Genomic DNA, 16,977 nt, shown 5'->3' on the forward strand with positions numbered 1-16,977 from the left:
TCTAAAGTATCCTGTAAAAAACTGGTTAAAACATGAGGAGGAACAGGATGAAAAGCTACAGAAAAGAACTATTTTTTAATACCAATACCAGAAGGCAGCTAATTAATATTACCCCCCAGATACAGGACTGCCTGGAAGAAAGCGGAATAAAAGAGGGGCTGCTTTTGTGCAATGCCATGCATATAACCTCCAGTATTTTTATTAATGATGATGAATCAGGCCTGCACCATGATTTTGAAGTATGGCTGGAAAAACTGGCTCCGGAGAAACCTCATAGCCAGTACAGGCATAACGGGTTTGAGGATAATGCTGATGCCCATCTGAAAAGAACCATCATGGGCAGGGAAGTGGTAGTGGCAATAACTGAAGGGCGCCTGGATTTTGGTCCCTGGGAACAGATTTTTTATGGTGAATTTGACGGTAAAAGAAAGAAAAGGGTCCTGGTTAAAATAATAGGGGAGTAAACATAAATTTAAGCCTGTTTTCTCAATACAGAAGGGGTCACTTTTTTTTCGGTAAAAGTTAACAGAAGTTCCGTGGCCACGGCAATAACCATTACCGGTATTATACCGTAAAATATCTTTCTCAGATTAAAGCTGGCCAGGCCTTCAAAAATCAGTTTTCCCAGGCCTCCGCTGCCAATAATTGCGGTTAAAACAGCGATTCCATTGGTAAGTATGGCTGCAAATTTAATGCCGGCAAACATGGGAGCGTAAGCATGGGGAAACCTTATGGTTTTAAGTATCTGGAACCTGGTAAGCCCTATACCTTTTCCGGCATCAATGTAAAAACTGTCCACACTTTTTAACCCGATGTAGGTATTCTTAATTATGGGCAGCAGGGCCCGAAACAGTATGGCTACTATTGCCGGCTTAAAGCCGATACCCATAAGGGGCACCACCAAAGCTACCACCGCAAAACTGGGGATAGCTTCAACCAGATTGGCCAGAGTCATAATAACCCCAGCAAGTTTCCGGTTGTACAGGGAGGCAACAGCCAGAGGGATGCCTGCTATTATGCTTACTGCCAGTGAGCCGTAAGCCAGCAACAAGTGCTCCGAGGTTAGGGATAAGACCTTGCTAAGCATTTCCATAACTGTACCTCTTCTTCAGTAGTTTTTCTGCCAGCGCCCCTATACCGTCTAAGGCCAGTGCCAGAAGGCCAACCCATATTCCGGTAAGAAGTATCAGCGGCTTGTCATATAGATGGATTCCGGTTTGAAGAGGGGCACCCAGGCCTCCAGCGGCAATAAGACCACCCAGGGTAATTACGCCAATGGTAAACACTATGGCTATTCTTATCCCCCCGGCTATAAGGGGCAGGGCCAGCGGTATTCTAATGCGGAACAGTATATCTTTTTTATTTAACCCAATAGCTTTTCCGGTTTCAATATAATCCTGGTCTATATTGGCCAATCCGGCATAGGTATTCCGGGCAATAGGAAGTATTGAATACAGTACGCAGGCGGCTATGGTAGGCAGTTTTCCTAAACCCAGCAGGGGGAGAAGCAGTATAAGCAAAGCCAGGGTGGGTATTATCTGAATAATGTTTAAGGCATTAAATACAGTATTGGATACCTTTTTATTGCTGTAGATAAGTATGCCTATCATAACCCCTATGGCTATGGACAGGCCTATGGCTATGGCAAACATGCCCAAATGCTCCATGGTCCTTAGGCCAAGCTTATGGGTCTCCCATAGTTGTGTAATCTGGGCTATCATCTATACCAGCTCCAGAAGAAGTTTGTCTGTGGTCAGTATACCTAATGGCTGAGTGCCTTCGGCTACTACTGCCAGAGTAATATTTTTATCTTTAAGCTCAGCCACGGCTTCCGACAGGTTTTTTTGGGCATCAAAACTTATTACCTTCTCTGCCACCTGTTTTAAGGTTTTATTCTGCAGGTTGCAAATCTTGTTTAAATTAGCTATACCCTCAAGTTTTCCGTCCCTTACTATTACCGCCAGTTCTATTCCCTGTTTTCTCATATCTTCGGCAACCTGCCGGGTAGAGAGACCGGAATCAAATATATATTTTTTGTCCAGGGGAACCATCATATCTTTGACTATCAAGTTATCCATATGCAAGAATTTTTTATGCGAGCTTACCAGATCGGAGACAAACTGGTTCTTTGGCTCCAGGATAAGTTGGTTGGGTCTGCCTACCTGTATAAGGCTGGCTTTATCCATTATGGCAATGCGGTCTCCCAGCTTGAAGGCTTCTTCAATATCATGGGTAACAAAAACAATGGTTCTTCCCAGCTTCTGTTTCAGGTTTAAAAATTCTATCTGCAGCTGCTTGCGAAGTATGGGGTCCAGGGCGCCAAAGGGTTCATCCATAAGCAAAAGATGGGGATCTTTAACCATGGAACGGGCCAGGCCAATTCTCTGCTGCTGTCCGCCGCTTAACTGGTGGGGAAATCTTTCAGCAAAATTCAGGGGCAGGTCAACCAGGCTGAGCAGTTCTTTTACCCGGGCGTCAATTTTTGATTTATCCCACTTTTCTATTTTGGGAATAAGACCGATATTATCTTTGATATTTAAATGGGGAAATAATCCTATCTGTTGTATTACATAGCCAATATTCCGCCTCAGCTCTACCGGGTTGTAGTTAAGGATATTGTGGCCATTAATGATTACTGAGCCCCGGTCAGGTTCTATCAGCCTGTTTATGGTTTTGAGAGCAGTAGTTTTTCCCGAGCCGCTGGGTCCAATTAATATAATCAGCTCGCCGCCTTCTATTTCCAGGTTGAAGTCTTTAAGGGCCACAGTAGAGCCGTAACTTTTGGTTAGCCCCTGCATGGATATAGACTCGATTTTTCCGAATATTTTTTCTTCCATATTAAATCATATATTTAATATCACTGGTGTTGCTGGGGTAGGTAAGTACCGTATCCTTAATCTGTTGAGTATTCAGATTGTTTCTAAGGATTAGCGAAAAGATATCCATCAGGTCTTCAGCATGGGGGTACAGCAGATGCACCCCAAGCAGCCTTCCGGTCTGCTTTTCTTTTAAAACTTTGAATGCAGCATGCTTTATACCCAGTCTGCGGTTATTGTACCAGTTTGAGGCATCCTTGAATGCTACATCAAATTCCAGGCCTTCTTTTTTAGCCTGTTCTTCTCCCAGGCCTACTGACCCCAGCGGGGGTATGGTAAAGACAACTGAGGGTATTACTGAATAATCCATAGCATGGCGGTTGCCCTCAATTATGTTTTCAACAACTGTTCCTGCTTCCATGGAAGCTACCGGAGTAAGGGGAGGGCTGGACTCTACACAATCGCCTGCTGCGTATATGTGGTCATTAGATATACTTTGCATGTAGGAGTTGACTTTTATGCCCTGGCCATATTCAACATTTGCCGCTTCAAGGTTAAGGCTGTCTATGTCGGCCACCCTTCCAGCACCATGTATGGCCAGATCGCATTCAAAAGACTGGTTATCGGTGGATACTATTATCTTGTTTCCCTGCTTTTTTATGGCTCTGGCCGGGGCATTGGGTATAAAATTAATGCCTGCTTCCCGGCTTATCTTAAGCACCCGGTCTACCAGGTCTTTGTCAAACATGGACAAGGGCCGGTCATCTATATGCAGTATGGTTATATCCACACCTGAATTGACGGCAATATGTGCAAACTCAAAGGATATATAGCCTCCTCCTATGAACAGAATGGAGGGAGGCAGAGATTCATATTCCAGAAACTGGTCACTGGTTATAATATGGCTGGCTCCTTCCAGGCCCATTGGCCTGGGTTTGGACCCGGAAGCAATTACTATTTTTTTTGCTTTAATCATGCGGGACCCCACCTGAATGGTGTGGGGACCGGTAAATTGGGCCTGGCCTTCAATTACCTCAATGCCCGACTGTTCCAGCGATTTTTTTCTTTTGCCGGAAACAGGATCGGTAAAAGTCTTTTTAAATTTGATTAGCTGTGGCCAGTCAAGCTTAATCTGCCCATCAAAAACATGGCTTATATTTTTGGCTGAGGCTGCAATCTGCGAGGCTCCCCATAATATTTTTTTTGGGTCACAGCCCCGGTTAGGACAGGTGCCTCCAAAGGCATCCTTTTCTATTATGGCTACTTTTAAACCCCTTTTTTTGCACTTAAATGCTACTGCGGATCCGGCTACTCCGCTGCCAATTACTGCCAGGTCGAATACTTCATTCATCATTTTCTCCTTATTTAATTAACCCCTGCTCCAGCAGGAAATCCCTGGCTATATCTCTGGCTTCCCTCTGGTCTACATCATACTGGTAGTTAAGCTGTCTCATGGTATCAGTATCAATTCTGCCTTCCAGCTTTTCTATTGCTTCCATAACCTCCGGCTGATTAAGGGTTTCTTCTTTTACCAGGACTATAGCATCATAGGGAATAAGTGCATTCTTATCGTCTATTAAAAACATAAGTCCGAACCTGTCTATTCTGGTATCGGTAGTGTAGCCGGATATGGCATCTACATCCCCATTCCTTATGGCTTCATACATAAGGGTGGGTTCCATCTGGGCAGTTTCTCCAAAGGTTATACCGTATACTTTTTCCAGCTGCGGCAGCCCGTCAGGGCGGGTAGCAAATTCCGGATCGGTACCAATAGCCATATCCTGCGAATAGGCTTCCAGTTCACTTATGGTTTCTATATTGTTATCCTGGGCCCAGTCCCGGGGGACAGCAATTCCGTAATTGTCCTGAAATCCAATATTAGCAGCAATATGTATACCGTCGTTTTCAATCATGCCCTGCTCGGACTCCTGGTATACTACTTGCGGATCCCAAGTCTCCTTCTGGGGAAGATTCAGTATTACACTGTATGCTGTTCCCGTATATTCAACATATGCATCTATCTGATCCTGCTTTAAGGCTTCGTAATTGATTGAAGTCCCGCCCAGTCCTTCCTGAACTTCAGTTTCAATTCCCTGGTCTTCTACCAGCAGGGCAATCATATGGGCCAGTATGTATTGTTCATTAAATGGCTTGGAGCCTATGGACACCTTCTGGCCGGAGCAGGATACAACCAGAAATATTAAAATAAGGGTAAGAATTAAAGAAGTAGATAAAAATATTAACCGGGTTTGCTTTTTTGCCATGTAGTCCTTCCGTTTCATATATTTATTTAATATTTTATTAGATTTTACCTTAACATTAACCCTGAAAGGACTCAATAAATTTTTTTTTAGCCTTATTTATACTTCCATCTGGTTAAGATGTGCTCCCGGTCAAATACTTTTATGGCCAGCCTGAGCAGAAGGGGGCAGGCAAGCAGCAATACCAGGCAGCCAAGCAGCAGATAAAGGTAGTTAATTAAGAATAACCCCGCAATCTGCAGGCCTATTATCAGATAGATGGGAAATATTATGGTGCTGCCGATACCCTGGGCCGACCTGATATCGGTAGCCCTGGAAGAAAATATTATACTGACTATGGTTATTATAAAGGATATGGTGGGGCTTAATATAAGTACAGCCACTGTCCATTCCAGATTGGGCAGGGGCACTATGCCCGCTTTGATGTAAGCCAGTATATTTATATTTATGCTCAGTACCACAAAATTTATGGCTGAAATGGCAAAAGAAGGTATCATGCTGGTAAGTGTTTTGCCCAGAAGAAGCTCGCTGGTTTTAATGGGGGTAGCTAGCAGTGGTTCCAGGGTCCGGGAATCTTTTTCCAGAATTACTGATGCCGGAGCAATGAGGCTGGGTACCATGGCCGGTATCAACAACAGGAATACAGTAAATTGTTTGACCATAAAATTTATCATGGCTACAGATATATCAGCCTGGGTTCCAAATATTTTAGTTGCAAAATCAGCTATCTCGGGGTCATTGGCAAAGTCTACAAACAACATCAGCGCCAGGGGTAAAAATACTGAAAAAATCAGGCTAACAATAAGGGTGGGAGCCCAGATACTCCTGTTCTTAAGGATTTCTTTAATTTCTTTTCTAAAAATTTTAAGGGCGTTATTCATTTCTCTCTTGTCTTATAAGGGTAAGGTATATTTCTTCCAGGCTTTCCTTTATTTCATTGATATAAATTATATCCGCTCCATTGTCGGTCAGGGTTTTAATTATCCGGGGGTTTGTCTTTTCCGGCTCAACCAAACCCACCATCAACCTATTATCTTTTATGCTTACCTGCTTAACCCCGGTTACTTCCTCCACCAGGTTTTTAAAATTCCGGGGAGGCTGAACCAGCCTTATTTCCACATCACTGATATCCCGGTAATTTTGCAGCTCGGAAAGGGAGGATAGTTTGATAATTTCTTTATTTATTATACATACCCTGTCCGAGAGGCTGGCCGCTTCATTGAGATTATGGGTACACAGGAATACAGTAGTATTTTCTTTTTTAAGCGAATATATGAAATCCCTTACCATGTGGGCGCTTTCCGGATCCAGCCCTGAAGTGGGCTCATCTAAAAAAAGTATCCTGGGCTGGTGGACCAGGGCCCGGGCTAGAGCCAGCTTTTGTTTCATGCCTTTGGAAAAAGTGGCTACCAGCTCATCTTTTCGGGACCAGAGACCAAACATTTCTAACAGCTTTTTGATATTGGCTTCTCTGCTGCCGGCAGGAAGGTTATAAAAGGAAGCAAAATAATTCAGGTTTTCATAAGCTGATATTTTCTCATACATCCCCGGAGCCTCGGTGAGTATGCCTATAATGGACCTTATATAGCTACTGTCTTTCTTGATGTCACGGCCATCTACGGTTATATTTCCGCTGGTTGGACCCAGAAGAGTGGAGAGCATTCTTATGGTGGTGGTCTTTCCGGCCCCATTGGGTCCCAGAAAGCCAAATATCTCACTTTCCTTTACTTCAAAGGAAATGTTGTCTACTGCCAGAAAGCCATTAAATTTTTTAGTAAGATTTTCTGCTATTATCATTATTGAAATATAACTGTTATTGATTCTGTCAAATATGTATAATAATTAATATTAAACCATTAGTAAAGAACAAAGGCATGGCTGAAAAAATAGATATACTTATGATAGATAACTATGATTCCTTTACCTATAACCTGGTGCAGTACCTGGGTACCCTGGGCCAGAACATCAAGGTAGCCAGAAATGATAAAATTACTCTAAAACAGATTGAAAGTCTGGCTCCTGCCAGGATAGTTATATCACCAGGCCCGGGAAGGCCGGCAGACGGGGGAATCAGCAAACAGGTCATAGAAAAATTTTATCAGGCCCTACCCATACTGGGGGTCTGTCTGGGCCACCAGTGCATAGGAGAAGTTTTTGGGGCCCGGGTAATAAATTCAGGAATAGTGGTTCACGGCAAAACCAGCCTTATATATCATGACGGCTTGACTGTTTTTAACCATATTGATAACCCTTTTCCGGCAGCCAGGTACCATTCTCTGGTGCTTCAGCCTGATACCATAGTAGGACCCCTGGCCGTATCTGCCCGTACCCAGGAAGGGATAGTAATGGGCATAAGGCACAAACAATATCCTTTAGAGGGAATACAGTTTCACCCCGAGTCTTTTCTTACCGGCCGGGGAATGAAGATTTTAAAAAACTTCTTAGAATTATGAGTTATGCCACTGTATTTAAAGAACTTGATCTGAGGTTAAAACCCCAGGATTTATTTTACCGGGTAAAAGATACCGGCCCGTTAATATTTTTAGACAGCAGCCTGCCCTCCAGATATTCCCGATATTCATACCTGGGCTGGGACCCGGTTATCACTTTTACCAGTTATGGTTTAAAGAACAGGGTTTGCAGCAAGTCTGAACCCGGTTATACTGCCTACCAGCACCCTCTCAGGTTTCTTGATTCTTTCCTTGCTCGGTATATAGATAAGGAAAGCAAGAATTTTTACCTGAGCAGGAAAAATAAAATAAGAAAAATTCCCTGGACTTTCAGCCTACCCTCCTTTAAGGGAGGATTTATGGGTTATTTTTCCTATGACCTTAAAAACTATATTGAAAAGCTTCCCCAGTCTGCAGCTGACCATTACTGTATGCCTCTGATATACCTGGTACAGTTCAGGCATCTTGCTGCCTATAGCCACAGGAAGAAGAGATGGTACTGTATAAAAAATTTCCAGAAACGGCATTGGCCAAAAATATGTTCAGCAATGGAGAGAGAAGCCGGCTTTATTGAGGGTTTGGGCCAGGGCAGCAAAGATGTCGGGTCCAGTATACTGGCCCGGTATAGAGAGAAAGATTATGGCAATATTGAACTTCAATCCAACTTTAGCAAAAAAGAGTATATGGAAGCAGTCAGGCAGGCTAAGGAATATATAACCGCCGGAGATATATACCAGGTTAATTTGAGCCAGAGGTTTACCTGTGATGCGCCCATTGAGCCTGAAGATTTTTATTATATCTTAAGGGAGGTCAATGCGGCTCCCTTTTCCGCCTTTATAAAGGGGGATGATTTTTGTGTGGCCAGCTCTTCTCCTGAGCGCTTTATTTTCTGCAGTCAGGATTCCATACAGACCAGGCCCATAAAAGGCACCAGGCCCAGAGGGCATAATATTTTACAGGATTATAAATACAGCAGGCAATTAAAGCACAGCATAAAAGACAGGGCAGAGCTTAATATGATTGTGGACCTGGAAAGAAATGATCTGGGAAAATTTTGCGATTATGGAAGCGTTAAGGTTAGCGGCCACGCAGTAATTGAAATGTATGCCAGGGTCATACATTCAGTATCCACAGTAACCGGCAAAATGAAGAATAAAGTAACTGTAGCCGATATAATAAAGGCAGCCTTCCCCGGAGGTTCTATAACCGGAGCCCCTAAAATCAGGGCCATGCAGATAATTGACCAGCTGGAGCCCTGTACCCGGGGAGTATATACCGGGAGTATTGGCTATATTTCAATTGACGGCACTATGGATTTAAATATTGCCATAAGGACACTTATAGTAAAAAATAATTGTTACTACTTTAATGTAGGTGGTGGAATTGTAGCCGATTCGGATCCAGAAAGCGAATACTTAGAAACTCTGGATAAGGGGAAGGCTATTGAAAATTCATTTAATTTTTTTGAGTCAGAAAACCTGAGAAAGAAGGATCTATGAGTTACAGTATTATGGTAAACGGCAAATTTTATTCCAGCCGCCAGGCCTGCCTGCCGGTAGAAGACAGGGGCTTTCTCTTTGGCGACGGCCTGTTTGAGACTATGCGCACCTATAACGGCCGGGTATTTGGCATAGAAAGGCATATCAAGCGCCTGTTTTCCTCACTCCATGCTCTGGATTACAATATCAGTTTTAATCCCGGGAAATTAACCGACTTAATCGGGGCTTCAATCAATAAAAACGGCCTGCAGTCAGGGCAGGGCTATGTAAAGGTTATAGTTACCAGGGGGATGCATAAAGGAAAAATATCTTTCAGCCAGACTACTAGTCCCAATATAATAATAATAGCCAAAGAATTGAAACCCTATCCGCAGGACTTATACCGGCAGGGAGCCAGGATTATAAGGTCTTCCATAGTAAGACCGTCATTTAGCAATCCTGCCTACCGGCACAAGCTGCTCAACTATTTTGAAAGCACATATGCTAAAAATGAAGCCGAGAAAAAAGATGCCCTGGAAGCTATCTTTTTAACCAGGGACCGAATGGTTCTGGAAGGAGCCACCAGTAATATATTTATTGTAAAAGGTAAAAGAATTTATACCCCGCCGCTTACCTATAATCTGCTTCCTGGAATTACCAGGGAAATAGTCTTAGATATTTGCCGGCAAAACAATATGCCTGCAAGGGAGAAGAAATTTGATTTTTTTGAGCTTATGCGTTCTGATGAGGTATTTGTAACCAATTCACTTATGGAAGTTATGCCGGTTACCTTTATTGAATCCAGTCCGGTGTCCAATGCCAGGACAGGGCCGTTAACCAGGCAACTTATGGCTTTATACCGAAATATGGTGTCTTCCTAATTATGTTTTGGTTTTTTACGGCAACTGTATTATCATTATCTAAAATGAAATTGAAAGGAACATAATGGATATTTATGAAGAAGCATTAGAAATGCATAAGAAATATAAAGGTAAGATAGATGTAATAAGCAAGGTAACCACTAAAGACGAACACGACCTCTCTCTTGCTTATTCCCCGGGAGTAGCCCAGCCCTGCAGGGAGATTGCCAAGGATCCGTCCCTGCTTAATACCTATACCGCCAGGGCTAATATGATTGCAGTAGTAAGTGACGGTTCGGCAGTCTTGGGCCTGGGAAACATTGGGGCCAGGGCATCCCTTCCGGTAATGGAGGGAAAATGTGTGTTGTTTAGAAACTTCGGAGGAGTATCGGCTTTTCCTATCTGTATTGAAAGTCAGGATGTGGATACCATAGTAAATACAGTCAAGCTGCTGGAGCCCTCTTTTTCAGGAATAAACCTGGAAGATATTTCGGCTCCCAGATGCTTTGAGATAGAAGACAGGCTGAAGGCTGAAACCGGTATGCTGACCTTTCATGATGACCAGCACGGAACAGCTATAGTTACTTTAGCCGGTTTGTTTAATTCCTTAAAGATTTACAAAAAAGAACTTGCAGAATGTAAAATTGCCGTAAGCGGGGCAGGGGCAGCAGGCACTTCCATAGTTTACCTGTTGGATTATCTGGGGGCAACCCAGGTTAAGGTATGTGATTCGCGGGGAATAATGGCTCCCTCCAGGGATGACCTGAATCCAGCCAAGGCCAAAATAGCCGAGCTTACCAATCCGGACAACCAGACTGGCAGCCTGGCCGATGCGGTTGAGGGCGCAGATGTATTTATAGGAGTGTCGGTAGCAGATATTTTAACTGCTGACATGGTTAAGAGCATGGCTGATAAACCGGTAATATTTGCCATGGCCAACCCTGAACCCGAGATTTCACCCTCTCTGGCTAAAGAATGCGGGGTAGAGATTATTGCTACCGGCAGAAGCGATTATCCCAATCAGGTAAACAATGTGCTGGCTTTCCCCGGAATATTCAGGGGCGCTCTGGATGCCAGAGCCAGGGAAATAAATATGGAGATGAAGGTTGCTGCTGCCAGGGCCCTGGCCGGTATAATAGGTGAAGAATTAAATACTGACTATATAATTCCCAAGCCGTTTGATCCCCGGGTTTTACCAGCGGTGGCAGTTAGTGTAGCCAAGGCAGCGGTAGATACGGGATTTGCCCCGGAGGACACTGATTTGGAGTGGATAGAACAAAAAGCCAAAGATTTGCTAACCCAGATAAGATAGAAGGAATTACGGCAGTTAACCTAAAGTAAACTATTTACTTATCGGTCTAACAAACTAAAAAAAGGTGCAAAGATATTTTAATTCCGGTGGTTGGCGATGAGCTTAATATATATGTTATTATATAGCGTAAGGAGGGATAACCGTGAAATCATTTACCAGTATCATGGATATTATAGAAGCAAGGAAGAGCATAAGGAGCTATGAACCGAAGCCCCTAGAAGAAGAGAAGCTTCAATATGTTCTTCAAGCTTTCAGGAAGGCTCCTTCTGCTAAAAATATTCAACCCTGGAAACTTGTAGTAGTAAGGGACGAGAAGAAAAAAAATGATTTGGCAATAGCCTGCAACAACCAGACTTTTATAGCCAATGCACCAGTAATTATTGTTGCCTGTGCCAACGAAAAAGAAGCCTATGGGGTAATGGGTGGCTATATGAGTAGTTTCGCCATTGATATTGCTATAGGTCTGGACCATTTAATGCTGGCAGCCACTGAAAAAGGTTTGGGTACCTGCTGGATTGGTGCTTTTAAGGAAAAGCTGGTAAAAGACCTTTTGGGAATCCCGGAAAACATTAGGGTAGTAGCATTAACCCCACTGGGATACCCGGCCAAAGAAGCAGGGGGAAGGGGCAGAAAGCCGCTTTCAGAGATAGTATGTTTTGACCGATATGTGGAATAATGTGCTGCCGGACTAAGGGCAGGATATGGATATAATTGTTACACACATTAGCTCTGATTTTGATGCCTTTGCCGCTCTGGTGGCAGCAAAAAAGATTTACCCTGAAGCAAAAGTAATTTTACCTACTTCCATAAACCAGAATGTCAGAAAGTTTATGGCCCTGCATGAAGATGAACTGGTTACCATGCAAGAGGTATCGGAAATAAATATAAGCAGGGTAACCAGGATTATTATGGTAGATACCAGGATAGCAGCCAGGCTGGGCAAAGCCGCCGGTACCCTTTCCAATAAGAATATCCACATTATAATTTATGACCACCATCAACAGACTGACCAGGATGTTAGGGGCGATGTTGACTACTCTGAGGATATCGGGTCTGCCACCACTTTGCTGATACGAATACTGAAGAAGAAAAATATACCCATAACTCCTTTAGAAGCTACTCTTTTTGCTCTGGGAATATATGAGGATACTGGCTCTTTTACCTATCCCAGCACTACCTATAAGGACCTGGAGGCAGCGGCTTACCTGTTGGCCAAGGGGGCTAATTTATATGTGCTGAATAAATTCCACAATATATCCCTTACTGAAGACCAGCACCAGCTCCTGGAGGTGCTGATTGATAATGCACAGAAGATAACTATAAATGAAAAGGAAGTGCTTCTTTCCAGTGCCCGGACCATGGACTATGTGGAAGGGCTGTCGGTGCTTACCAGGAAACTATCCCAGATTGAGGACATAAATACAGTTATAAGCTGGTGCCAGATGAAGGGGAAAGTGTACATAGTGGGCAGAAGCTATGACAGGAGCGTGGATGTATCGGATGTGCTGGGTGACCTGGGTGGAGGAGGTCATCCCCAGGCAGCTTCTGCGGTACTGGAGGCTGAACAGTTTGAAGAGGTACAGGATAGAATAGTAGCTGCTTTAAGCAGACAGATTAAAACCCCGGCCAGGGCCAGGGATATTATGTCCTATCCGGTAAGGTATGTTGATGAGGACGAAACCATTTCCCAGGTTGACCGATTGTTAAGGAAATATGGCCATTCAGGAATCCCTATAGTAAACAAGGACAGTAAATTAGTGGGAATTATAACCAGAAAAGATATAGATAAAGCCATAAACCATGATCTTTCTCATGCTCCGGTAAAAGGTTTCCGTTCCCATACGGTTATTACTGCCGGACCCCGGGATTCTATTGATCATATCCAGACCCTGATGATAGACAATGGAATCGGCAGGGTACCCATAATAGAGAATGGCAGGATGATAGGCATAATAACCCGGAAGGATATACTGAGACATCTACACGGAAGAGGCTTTGACCAAAAGCTTAAAATATTTGAAGATTCCAAAAACAGGTTGAGCAGCCATTTCCCTCCCAAAATACAGAACATATTAAATATTATCTCTGCAGAGAGCCACAAATTAGGCTACAGACCCTATCTGGTAGGAGGAATAGTTAGGGATATATTGTTAGATATACCCAACCTGGATATAGATATTGTAGTAGAGGGAGACGGCATAAGACTGGCTAACCAGCTTAAGAAAAAGATAGGCTGGAAGGTGGAGAGCTACCAGAAATTTAAAACTGCGGTTTTAGTGGTAGACCCCGAGCTGCACATAGATATTGCTACTGCCCGGGTAGAATACTATGCCAGCCCGGCAGCCCTTCCCAGCGTAGAAACGGGGAGCATAAGGCAGGATTTGGGCAGGAGGGATTTTACTATTAATGCCATGGCTATCAGTCTGGATAAAAAAGATTTTGGCAGCCTTTTAGATTTTTTTGGGGGAAGAAAGGATCTGGGGCAGAAGAAAATAAAAGTACTGCACAAGATGAGTTTTATAGAAGACCCTACCCGGATATTCAGAGCGGTAAGATTTGAGCAGAGGCTGGGCTTTAAAATAGATTCCCAGACGGAAAAGCTTATAAGGACTACTGTTGATATGAATATGGTATCCAGGCTTACCGGAGTAAGGATCAGGGATGAGCTTATTGCAATTTTACGGGAAAAAAATCCTTATAAGCCCATAAACCGGTTGTATCAGCTGGGGGCTCTGGCCAAGATTGGCTTGAATATAGAAATTGACCAATCCTTCAGCAGTAGAGTGAAGGGGGTCCTGACATGGGCAGAAAAGCTAAGCCCATTTATAGACAACAAAGTGAAAACATGGAGGCTTCTATTTATAATGCTGCTGCAGAATCAACCAGTGCACAGCATAAAGAAATGGTGTCTGGGTATGAAAGTTAAAAACAGGGATATCCATATAATAGTTGACACAGTCTCTAACCTGGAAAAAGCAAGGGATTTGCTGGCAGAGCCCATAGACAAAAATTCATTGCTTTACAGTACCGCCAAAAATTTTAGTCCCGAGCTGCTTATAATATGCTGTTCGTGGGGCGGGGGTTATAGAGAAAATGTATTAAAATATCTTACTCGGCTAAGAAATGTGAAATTGGAGATTGATGGCCGGACATTAAAAGAAATGGGATATGAACCCTCACCAAAGTATAAGACAGTGCTGGATGAGCTTTTTGACCTGAAACTGGATGGATTTATAACCGGCAGAGAAGATGAAATAAAGTATGCCGAAAAACTATTTGATATCCAGGGCCATAAGGGCAGCGCCTAGGGCGCCCACTATCTGAGGATCTTCAGGTATATCTATGCTGGTTTCAAGCGTTTCTTCCAAAGCCTTAACTACTCCCATATTCTTGGCCACTCCACCGGTCATACATACCGGCTGGGAGAAACCAACCCGGTCAATCATGGTATTTATCCTGTGGGCAATGGAATATACCAGCCCCTTTATTATTTTGTTTTTTTCCTCGCCGCGGCCGATAAGAGAAACGATTTCAGATTCAGCAAATACGGTGCAGGTAGAAGTTATGTCCACTTTTTGCTTGGTATTTAAAAATATTTCACCGAAGTGAGTTATGTCTATTTCCAGGGCTTGAGCCATTACTTCCAGGAATCTACCGGTGCCCGCAGCACATTTGTCATTCATTAAGAAATCAAAGGGGTTGGCATTATCATCCAGCCTTATAACCTTGCTGTCCTGTCCGCCGATATCTATAACCAGTCTGGTATTGGGGTAGTAATAAAGAGCACCCCGGGCATGACAGCTAATTTCTGTAATATTCTTATCGGCAAATTCCACATTTATTCTTCCATATCCGGTTGCTACTGTCTTGTCTATATTGTCCCCGGAGACACCGGCCTGGTCGCTGGCCAGCTGCAGTACCTTCCGGGCAGCTATTTTACTGTTGGAGCCGGTAGGGATTATGGCATAACCCAGTATACTGGTGTCTTTTTCATTATTTTGCAGTATTACTGCTTCTGTAGATACAGATCCTATATCGATGCCACAGGTAATCACGGGCTTCTCCTTATCCTATACATAAATAATACTCTGGTTCATATTATAGAGCACATAAAACAGGGCCAGATAATCCCTCAGGTGCCGGGTAATTAAAAAGTTGCTACCCACATAGTCCCTGGCTGCCTTTCCCATCTGCTGCCTTACCCGGGCCCGGTTAATAAGGTAGCGTACCCGGTAGGCTGCCCCTTCCGGAGAGTGTACCAAAAACCCGGTATGGTGGTTCTGTATCTGGATGGTGATGCCTCCTACAGCTCCCCCTACTACCGGTTTACCCTTATACATGGCTTCTGTAACCACCAGCCCAAAGCCTTCACGGGTGGACTTTTGTATGATTACGTCTGCGGCTCTCTGCAGGGCATTAATCTCGATATGGGAGCCGGGATCCAGCAGCAGCACATGTATATCAGGATCATCTCCTGCTGCCCTCTTTACCTCCTCGAACACCATGGCTCCTTCGGGGTCATCTGAAGCGGTGCCGCCGGCTAATACCAGCTGCAGGTCCAGCTCCTTTTTTACCAGGCGGTAGGCTTTAATTACCCCTACCGGATCCTTAAATTTATCAAACCGGGATACCTGAAGCAGCATGGGCTTATCTGTATTCAGCTTATATCTGGACAGTACCTTTTTTATCTGTTCCGGGCTCAGGTGGCGGTTCTTATCTGATAAGGGATCTATGGAAGGGGGTATAAGGTACTGGGGGTGGGGAAGCAGCCGGGAAAACTTAGCTATAGAGTATATGCTGGCATCATAGCCCAGTAGATGTGATTTAAAAAACTTCCACAGAGACAGCTCCGGCTTGGAGGTGTCTATATGGCATCTCCATACCCATTTGGCCCCGCCCTTTTTAGCATAGCTTACCAGGGCCAAAGGCTGGGGATCATGTATTACCACTATGTCTGCTTGAAGGTCAAGCCGTTCTGCGTTCTGCTGGTTTATCTTCAGATAGTAGTCCAGGGCGTCAGGGCTAAAGTTTATCTTTTTTCCCTGCATGGCATTGTGCATGGACTTGGTTATCTCAAAGAAGGCCGCATCGCCTTCGATAGTGGTCCACTGGCAGTCTATGCCCAGCTCGCACAGCAGGGGCACCAGCTGGTGCAGTATCTCTGCTACCCCTCCACCGTCTTTGGTGGAGTTTACCATCAGCACTTTTTTACCCTTAGACAGGGAAGCCAGGCGGTAGAGCTGGTCTATTTCATCTTTTCCTACTATTTGCTGGTAGGCGGCAAGTTTGCTCATAGGTTCTCCAATAGGTTTTGCAGTTTATGTCTTATCTCGGCCAGGCTAAAAAAGTAGAAGTCTATCTCCCTTATGGCTTCCACCAGCCGAGGAAGGTTAAAGTTGGATTCTATCCATACTGAAAAGTCATCGCTTTTTTTGGCCTTATGCCTTTTTCTAGCCTCATAGAAATGGTAGTAGAGGCTGGAGTCGGGTATCTGGTTTAAAGCGGCCTTAAACTGGTCTATGGTCTCTACCTCGGTAGCGGTAGCCAGCACTATGGTAGAGGAGTAGCTAAAGTAGAATTCAAACCCGGGCCTTACCCAGGGCACGGTGGGCAGATCCCACAGGTGCTCTTCTATGATGGCGGTAAGCACCTCTTTGGCCTCGGTTACGCTGGGAAAGTCGTAAGGGTCAAAGCTGGCCAGCTTTTCAGCTAAAGCAATGTCTTCTAGGGCTTCTGCGGTCCAGTTAGCAAAGTCATTGGGATAATCTCTAAAGGTATAGGCATACTTTATATGGGACTG

The 16,977-nt window shown here is 44.1% G+C and carries 17 protein-coding genes; 7 read left to right on the forward strand and 10 right to left on the reverse strand.

Annotation, left to right across the window (positions count from 1 at the left end):
• Positions 1 to 47 precede the first annotated feature (47 nt).
• Positions 48 to 464, forward strand: a complete 417-nt coding sequence (locus K9H14_06080) for a secondary thiamine-phosphate synthase enzyme YjbQ (protein ID MCG9479763.1) — start codon at positions 48 to 50, stop codon at positions 462 to 464.
• An 8-nt stretch (positions 465 to 472) separates the two neighbouring features.
• On the opposite strand, the gene K9H14_06085 is transcribed toward K9H14_06080, so the two are convergent.
• The 7 genes from K9H14_06085 to K9H14_06115 form a co-directional block, all read right to left on the reverse strand.
• On the reverse strand, positions 473 to 1,093 hold the full coding sequence (locus K9H14_06085; protein MCG9479764.1) for an ABC transporter permease: 621 nt from the start codon (positions 1,091 to 1,093) through the stop codon (positions 473 to 475).
• On the reverse strand, positions 1,080 to 1,721 hold the full coding sequence (locus tag K9H14_06090; GenBank protein MCG9479765.1) for an ABC transporter permease: 642 nt from the start codon (positions 1,719 to 1,721) through the stop codon (positions 1,080 to 1,082). Before K9H14_06090 ends, K9H14_06085 begins: the two co-directional genes overlap by 14 nt.
• Complete coding sequence (locus K9H14_06095) at positions 1,722 to 2,837, reverse strand: betaine/proline/choline family ABC transporter ATP-binding protein (protein ID MCG9479766.1); 1,116 nt, start codon at positions 2,835 to 2,837, stop codon at positions 1,722 to 1,724.
• Position 2,838: 1 nt separating this feature from the next.
• Complete coding sequence (locus K9H14_06100; protein MCG9479767.1) at positions 2,839 to 4,170, reverse strand: NAD(P)/FAD-dependent oxidoreductase; 1,332 nt, start codon at positions 4,168 to 4,170, stop codon at positions 2,839 to 2,841.
• Positions 4,171 to 4,177: 7 nt separating this feature from the next.
• The gene (locus tag K9H14_06105; protein ID MCG9479768.1) at positions 4,178 to 5,080 is read right to left on the reverse strand and encodes a glycine/betaine ABC transporter substrate-binding protein; all 903 of its coding nucleotides are present in this window, start codon (positions 5,078 to 5,080) and stop codon (positions 4,178 to 4,180) included.
• A gap of 92 nt (positions 5,081 to 5,172) precedes the next feature.
• The gene (locus tag K9H14_06110; protein MCG9479769.1) at positions 5,173 to 5,958 is read right to left on the reverse strand and encodes an ABC transporter permease subunit; all 786 of its coding nucleotides are present in this window, start codon (positions 5,956 to 5,958) and stop codon (positions 5,173 to 5,175) included.
• Positions 5,951 to 6,874: an ABC transporter ATP-binding protein gene (locus K9H14_06115; protein ID MCG9479770.1), complete on the reverse strand. Its 924-nt coding sequence runs from the start codon at positions 6,872 to 6,874 to the stop codon at positions 5,951 to 5,953. Before K9H14_06115 ends, K9H14_06110 begins: the two co-directional genes overlap by 8 nt.
• 77 nt (positions 6,875 to 6,951) lie before the next feature.
• Between K9H14_06115 and K9H14_06120 the strand changes: the two genes are divergently transcribed.
• From K9H14_06120 to K9H14_06145, 6 genes are all read left to right on the forward strand, one after another.
• Positions 6,952 to 7,530 carry an aminodeoxychorismate/anthranilate synthase component II gene (locus K9H14_06120; protein MCG9479771.1) on the forward strand — a complete coding sequence of 193 codons (579 nt, stop codon included), beginning with the start codon at positions 6,952 to 6,954 and terminating at the stop codon, positions 7,528 to 7,530.
• The gene (gene pabB, locus K9H14_06125; protein ID MCG9479772.1) at positions 7,527 to 9,026 is read left to right on the forward strand and encodes an aminodeoxychorismate synthase component I; all 1,500 of its coding nucleotides are present in this window, start codon (positions 7,527 to 7,529) and stop codon (positions 9,024 to 9,026) included. The genes K9H14_06120 and pabB overlap by 4 nt, the downstream gene beginning before the upstream one ends.
• Entirely contained in the window at positions 9,023 to 9,886 is an 864-nt protein-coding gene (locus K9H14_06130) for an aminotransferase class IV (protein ID MCG9479773.1), read from the forward strand. The genes pabB and K9H14_06130 overlap by 4 nt, the downstream gene beginning before the upstream one ends.
• Positions 9,887 to 9,950: 64 nt before the next feature.
• Positions 9,951 to 11,177 carry an NAD-dependent malic enzyme gene (locus tag K9H14_06135; GenBank protein MCG9479774.1) on the forward strand — a complete coding sequence of 409 codons (1,227 nt, stop codon included), beginning with the start codon at positions 9,951 to 9,953 and terminating at the stop codon, positions 11,175 to 11,177.
• A 163-nt stretch (positions 11,178 to 11,340) separates the two neighbouring features.
• Positions 11,341 to 11,853 carry a nitroreductase family protein gene (locus K9H14_06140; GenBank protein ID MCG9479775.1) on the forward strand — a complete coding sequence of 171 codons (513 nt, stop codon included), beginning with the start codon at positions 11,341 to 11,343 and terminating at the stop codon, positions 11,851 to 11,853.
• A gap of 25 nt (positions 11,854 to 11,878) precedes the next feature.
• The gene (locus tag K9H14_06145) at positions 11,879 to 14,485 is read left to right on the forward strand and encodes a CBS domain-containing protein (GenBank protein MCG9479776.1); all 2,607 of its coding nucleotides are present in this window, start codon (positions 11,879 to 11,881) and stop codon (positions 14,483 to 14,485) included.
• Here the strand turns inward: K9H14_06145 and K9H14_06150 are convergent.
• From K9H14_06150 to K9H14_06160, 3 genes are all read right to left on the reverse strand, one after another.
• Positions 14,450 to 15,232, reverse strand: a complete 783-nt coding sequence (locus K9H14_06150) for an acyl-CoA dehydratase activase (protein ID MCG9479777.1) — start codon at positions 15,230 to 15,232, stop codon at positions 14,450 to 14,452. The genes K9H14_06145 and K9H14_06150 overlap by 36 nt on opposite strands.
• A gap of 15 nt (positions 15,233 to 15,247) precedes the next feature.
• Positions 15,248 to 16,471, reverse strand: coding sequence for a glycosyltransferase (locus K9H14_06155; protein ID MCG9479778.1), 1,224 nt, complete (start codon positions 16,469 to 16,471; stop codon positions 15,248 to 15,250).
• A partial coding sequence (locus tag K9H14_06160; protein ID MCG9479779.1) for a DUF5752 family protein occupies positions 16,468 to 16,977 on the reverse strand: 510 nt, incomplete at its 5' end. The genes K9H14_06160 and K9H14_06155, both read right to left, overlap by 4 nt.

The organism is Actinomycetes bacterium, from assembly GCA_022396035.1.
In the GTDB taxonomy this organism is placed as follows: Bacteria; Actinomycetota; Humimicrobiia; order Humimicrobiales; family Humimicrobiaceae; genus Halolacustris.

What these genes read in the sequence shown, in the direction of transcription:
- pabB (MCG9479772.1), top strand. Translation starts at nt 7,527, where the DNA reads ATGAGTTATGCCACTGTATTTAAAGAACTTGATCTGAGGTTAAAACCC.
- K9H14_06145 (MCG9479776.1), top strand. Translation starts at nt 11,879, where the DNA reads ATGGATATAATTGTTACACACATTAGCTCTGATTTTGATGCCTTTGCC.
- K9H14_06095 (MCG9479766.1), bottom strand. Translation starts at nt 2,837, where the DNA reads ATGGAAGAAAAAATATTCGGAAAAATCGAGTCTATATCCATGCAGGGG.
- K9H14_06110 (MCG9479769.1), bottom strand. Translation starts at nt 5,958, where the DNA reads ATGAATAACGCCCTTAAAATTTTTAGAAAAGAAATTAAAGAAATCCTT.
- K9H14_06085 (MCG9479764.1), bottom strand. Translation starts at nt 1,093, where the DNA reads ATGGAAATGCTTAGCAAGGTCTTATCCCTAACCTCGGAGCACTTGTTG.
- K9H14_06135 (MCG9479774.1), top strand. Translation starts at nt 9,951, where the DNA reads ATGGATATTTATGAAGAAGCATTAGAAATGCATAAGAAATATAAAGGT.
- K9H14_06155 (MCG9479778.1), bottom strand. Translation starts at nt 16,471, where the DNA reads ATGAGCAAACTTGCCGCCTACCAGCAAATAGTAGGAAAAGATGAAATA.
- K9H14_06130 (MCG9479773.1), top strand. Translation starts at nt 9,023, where the DNA reads ATGAGTTACAGTATTATGGTAAACGGCAAATTTTATTCCAGCCGCCAG.
- K9H14_06100 (MCG9479767.1), bottom strand. Translation starts at nt 4,170, where the DNA reads ATGATGAATGAAGTATTCGACCTGGCAGTAATTGGCAGCGGAGTAGCC.
- K9H14_06090 (MCG9479765.1), bottom strand. Translation starts at nt 1,721, where the DNA reads ATGATAGCCCAGATTACACAACTATGGGAGACCCATAAGCTTGGCCTA.
- K9H14_06140 (MCG9479775.1), top strand. Translation starts at nt 11,341, where the DNA reads ATGGATATTATAGAAGCAAGGAAGAGCATAAGGAGCTATGAACCGAAG.
- K9H14_06115 (MCG9479770.1), bottom strand. Translation starts at nt 6,874, where the DNA reads ATGATAATAGCAGAAAATCTTACTAAAAAATTTAATGGCTTTCTGGCA.
- K9H14_06105 (MCG9479768.1), bottom strand. Translation starts at nt 5,080, where the DNA reads ATGGCAAAAAAGCAAACCCGGTTAATATTTTTATCTACTTCTTTAATT.
- K9H14_06120 (MCG9479771.1), top strand. Translation starts at nt 6,952, where the DNA reads ATGGCTGAAAAAATAGATATACTTATGATAGATAACTATGATTCCTTT.
- K9H14_06080 (MCG9479763.1), top strand. Translation starts at nt 48, where the DNA reads ATGAAAAGCTACAGAAAAGAACTATTTTTTAATACCAATACCAGAAGG.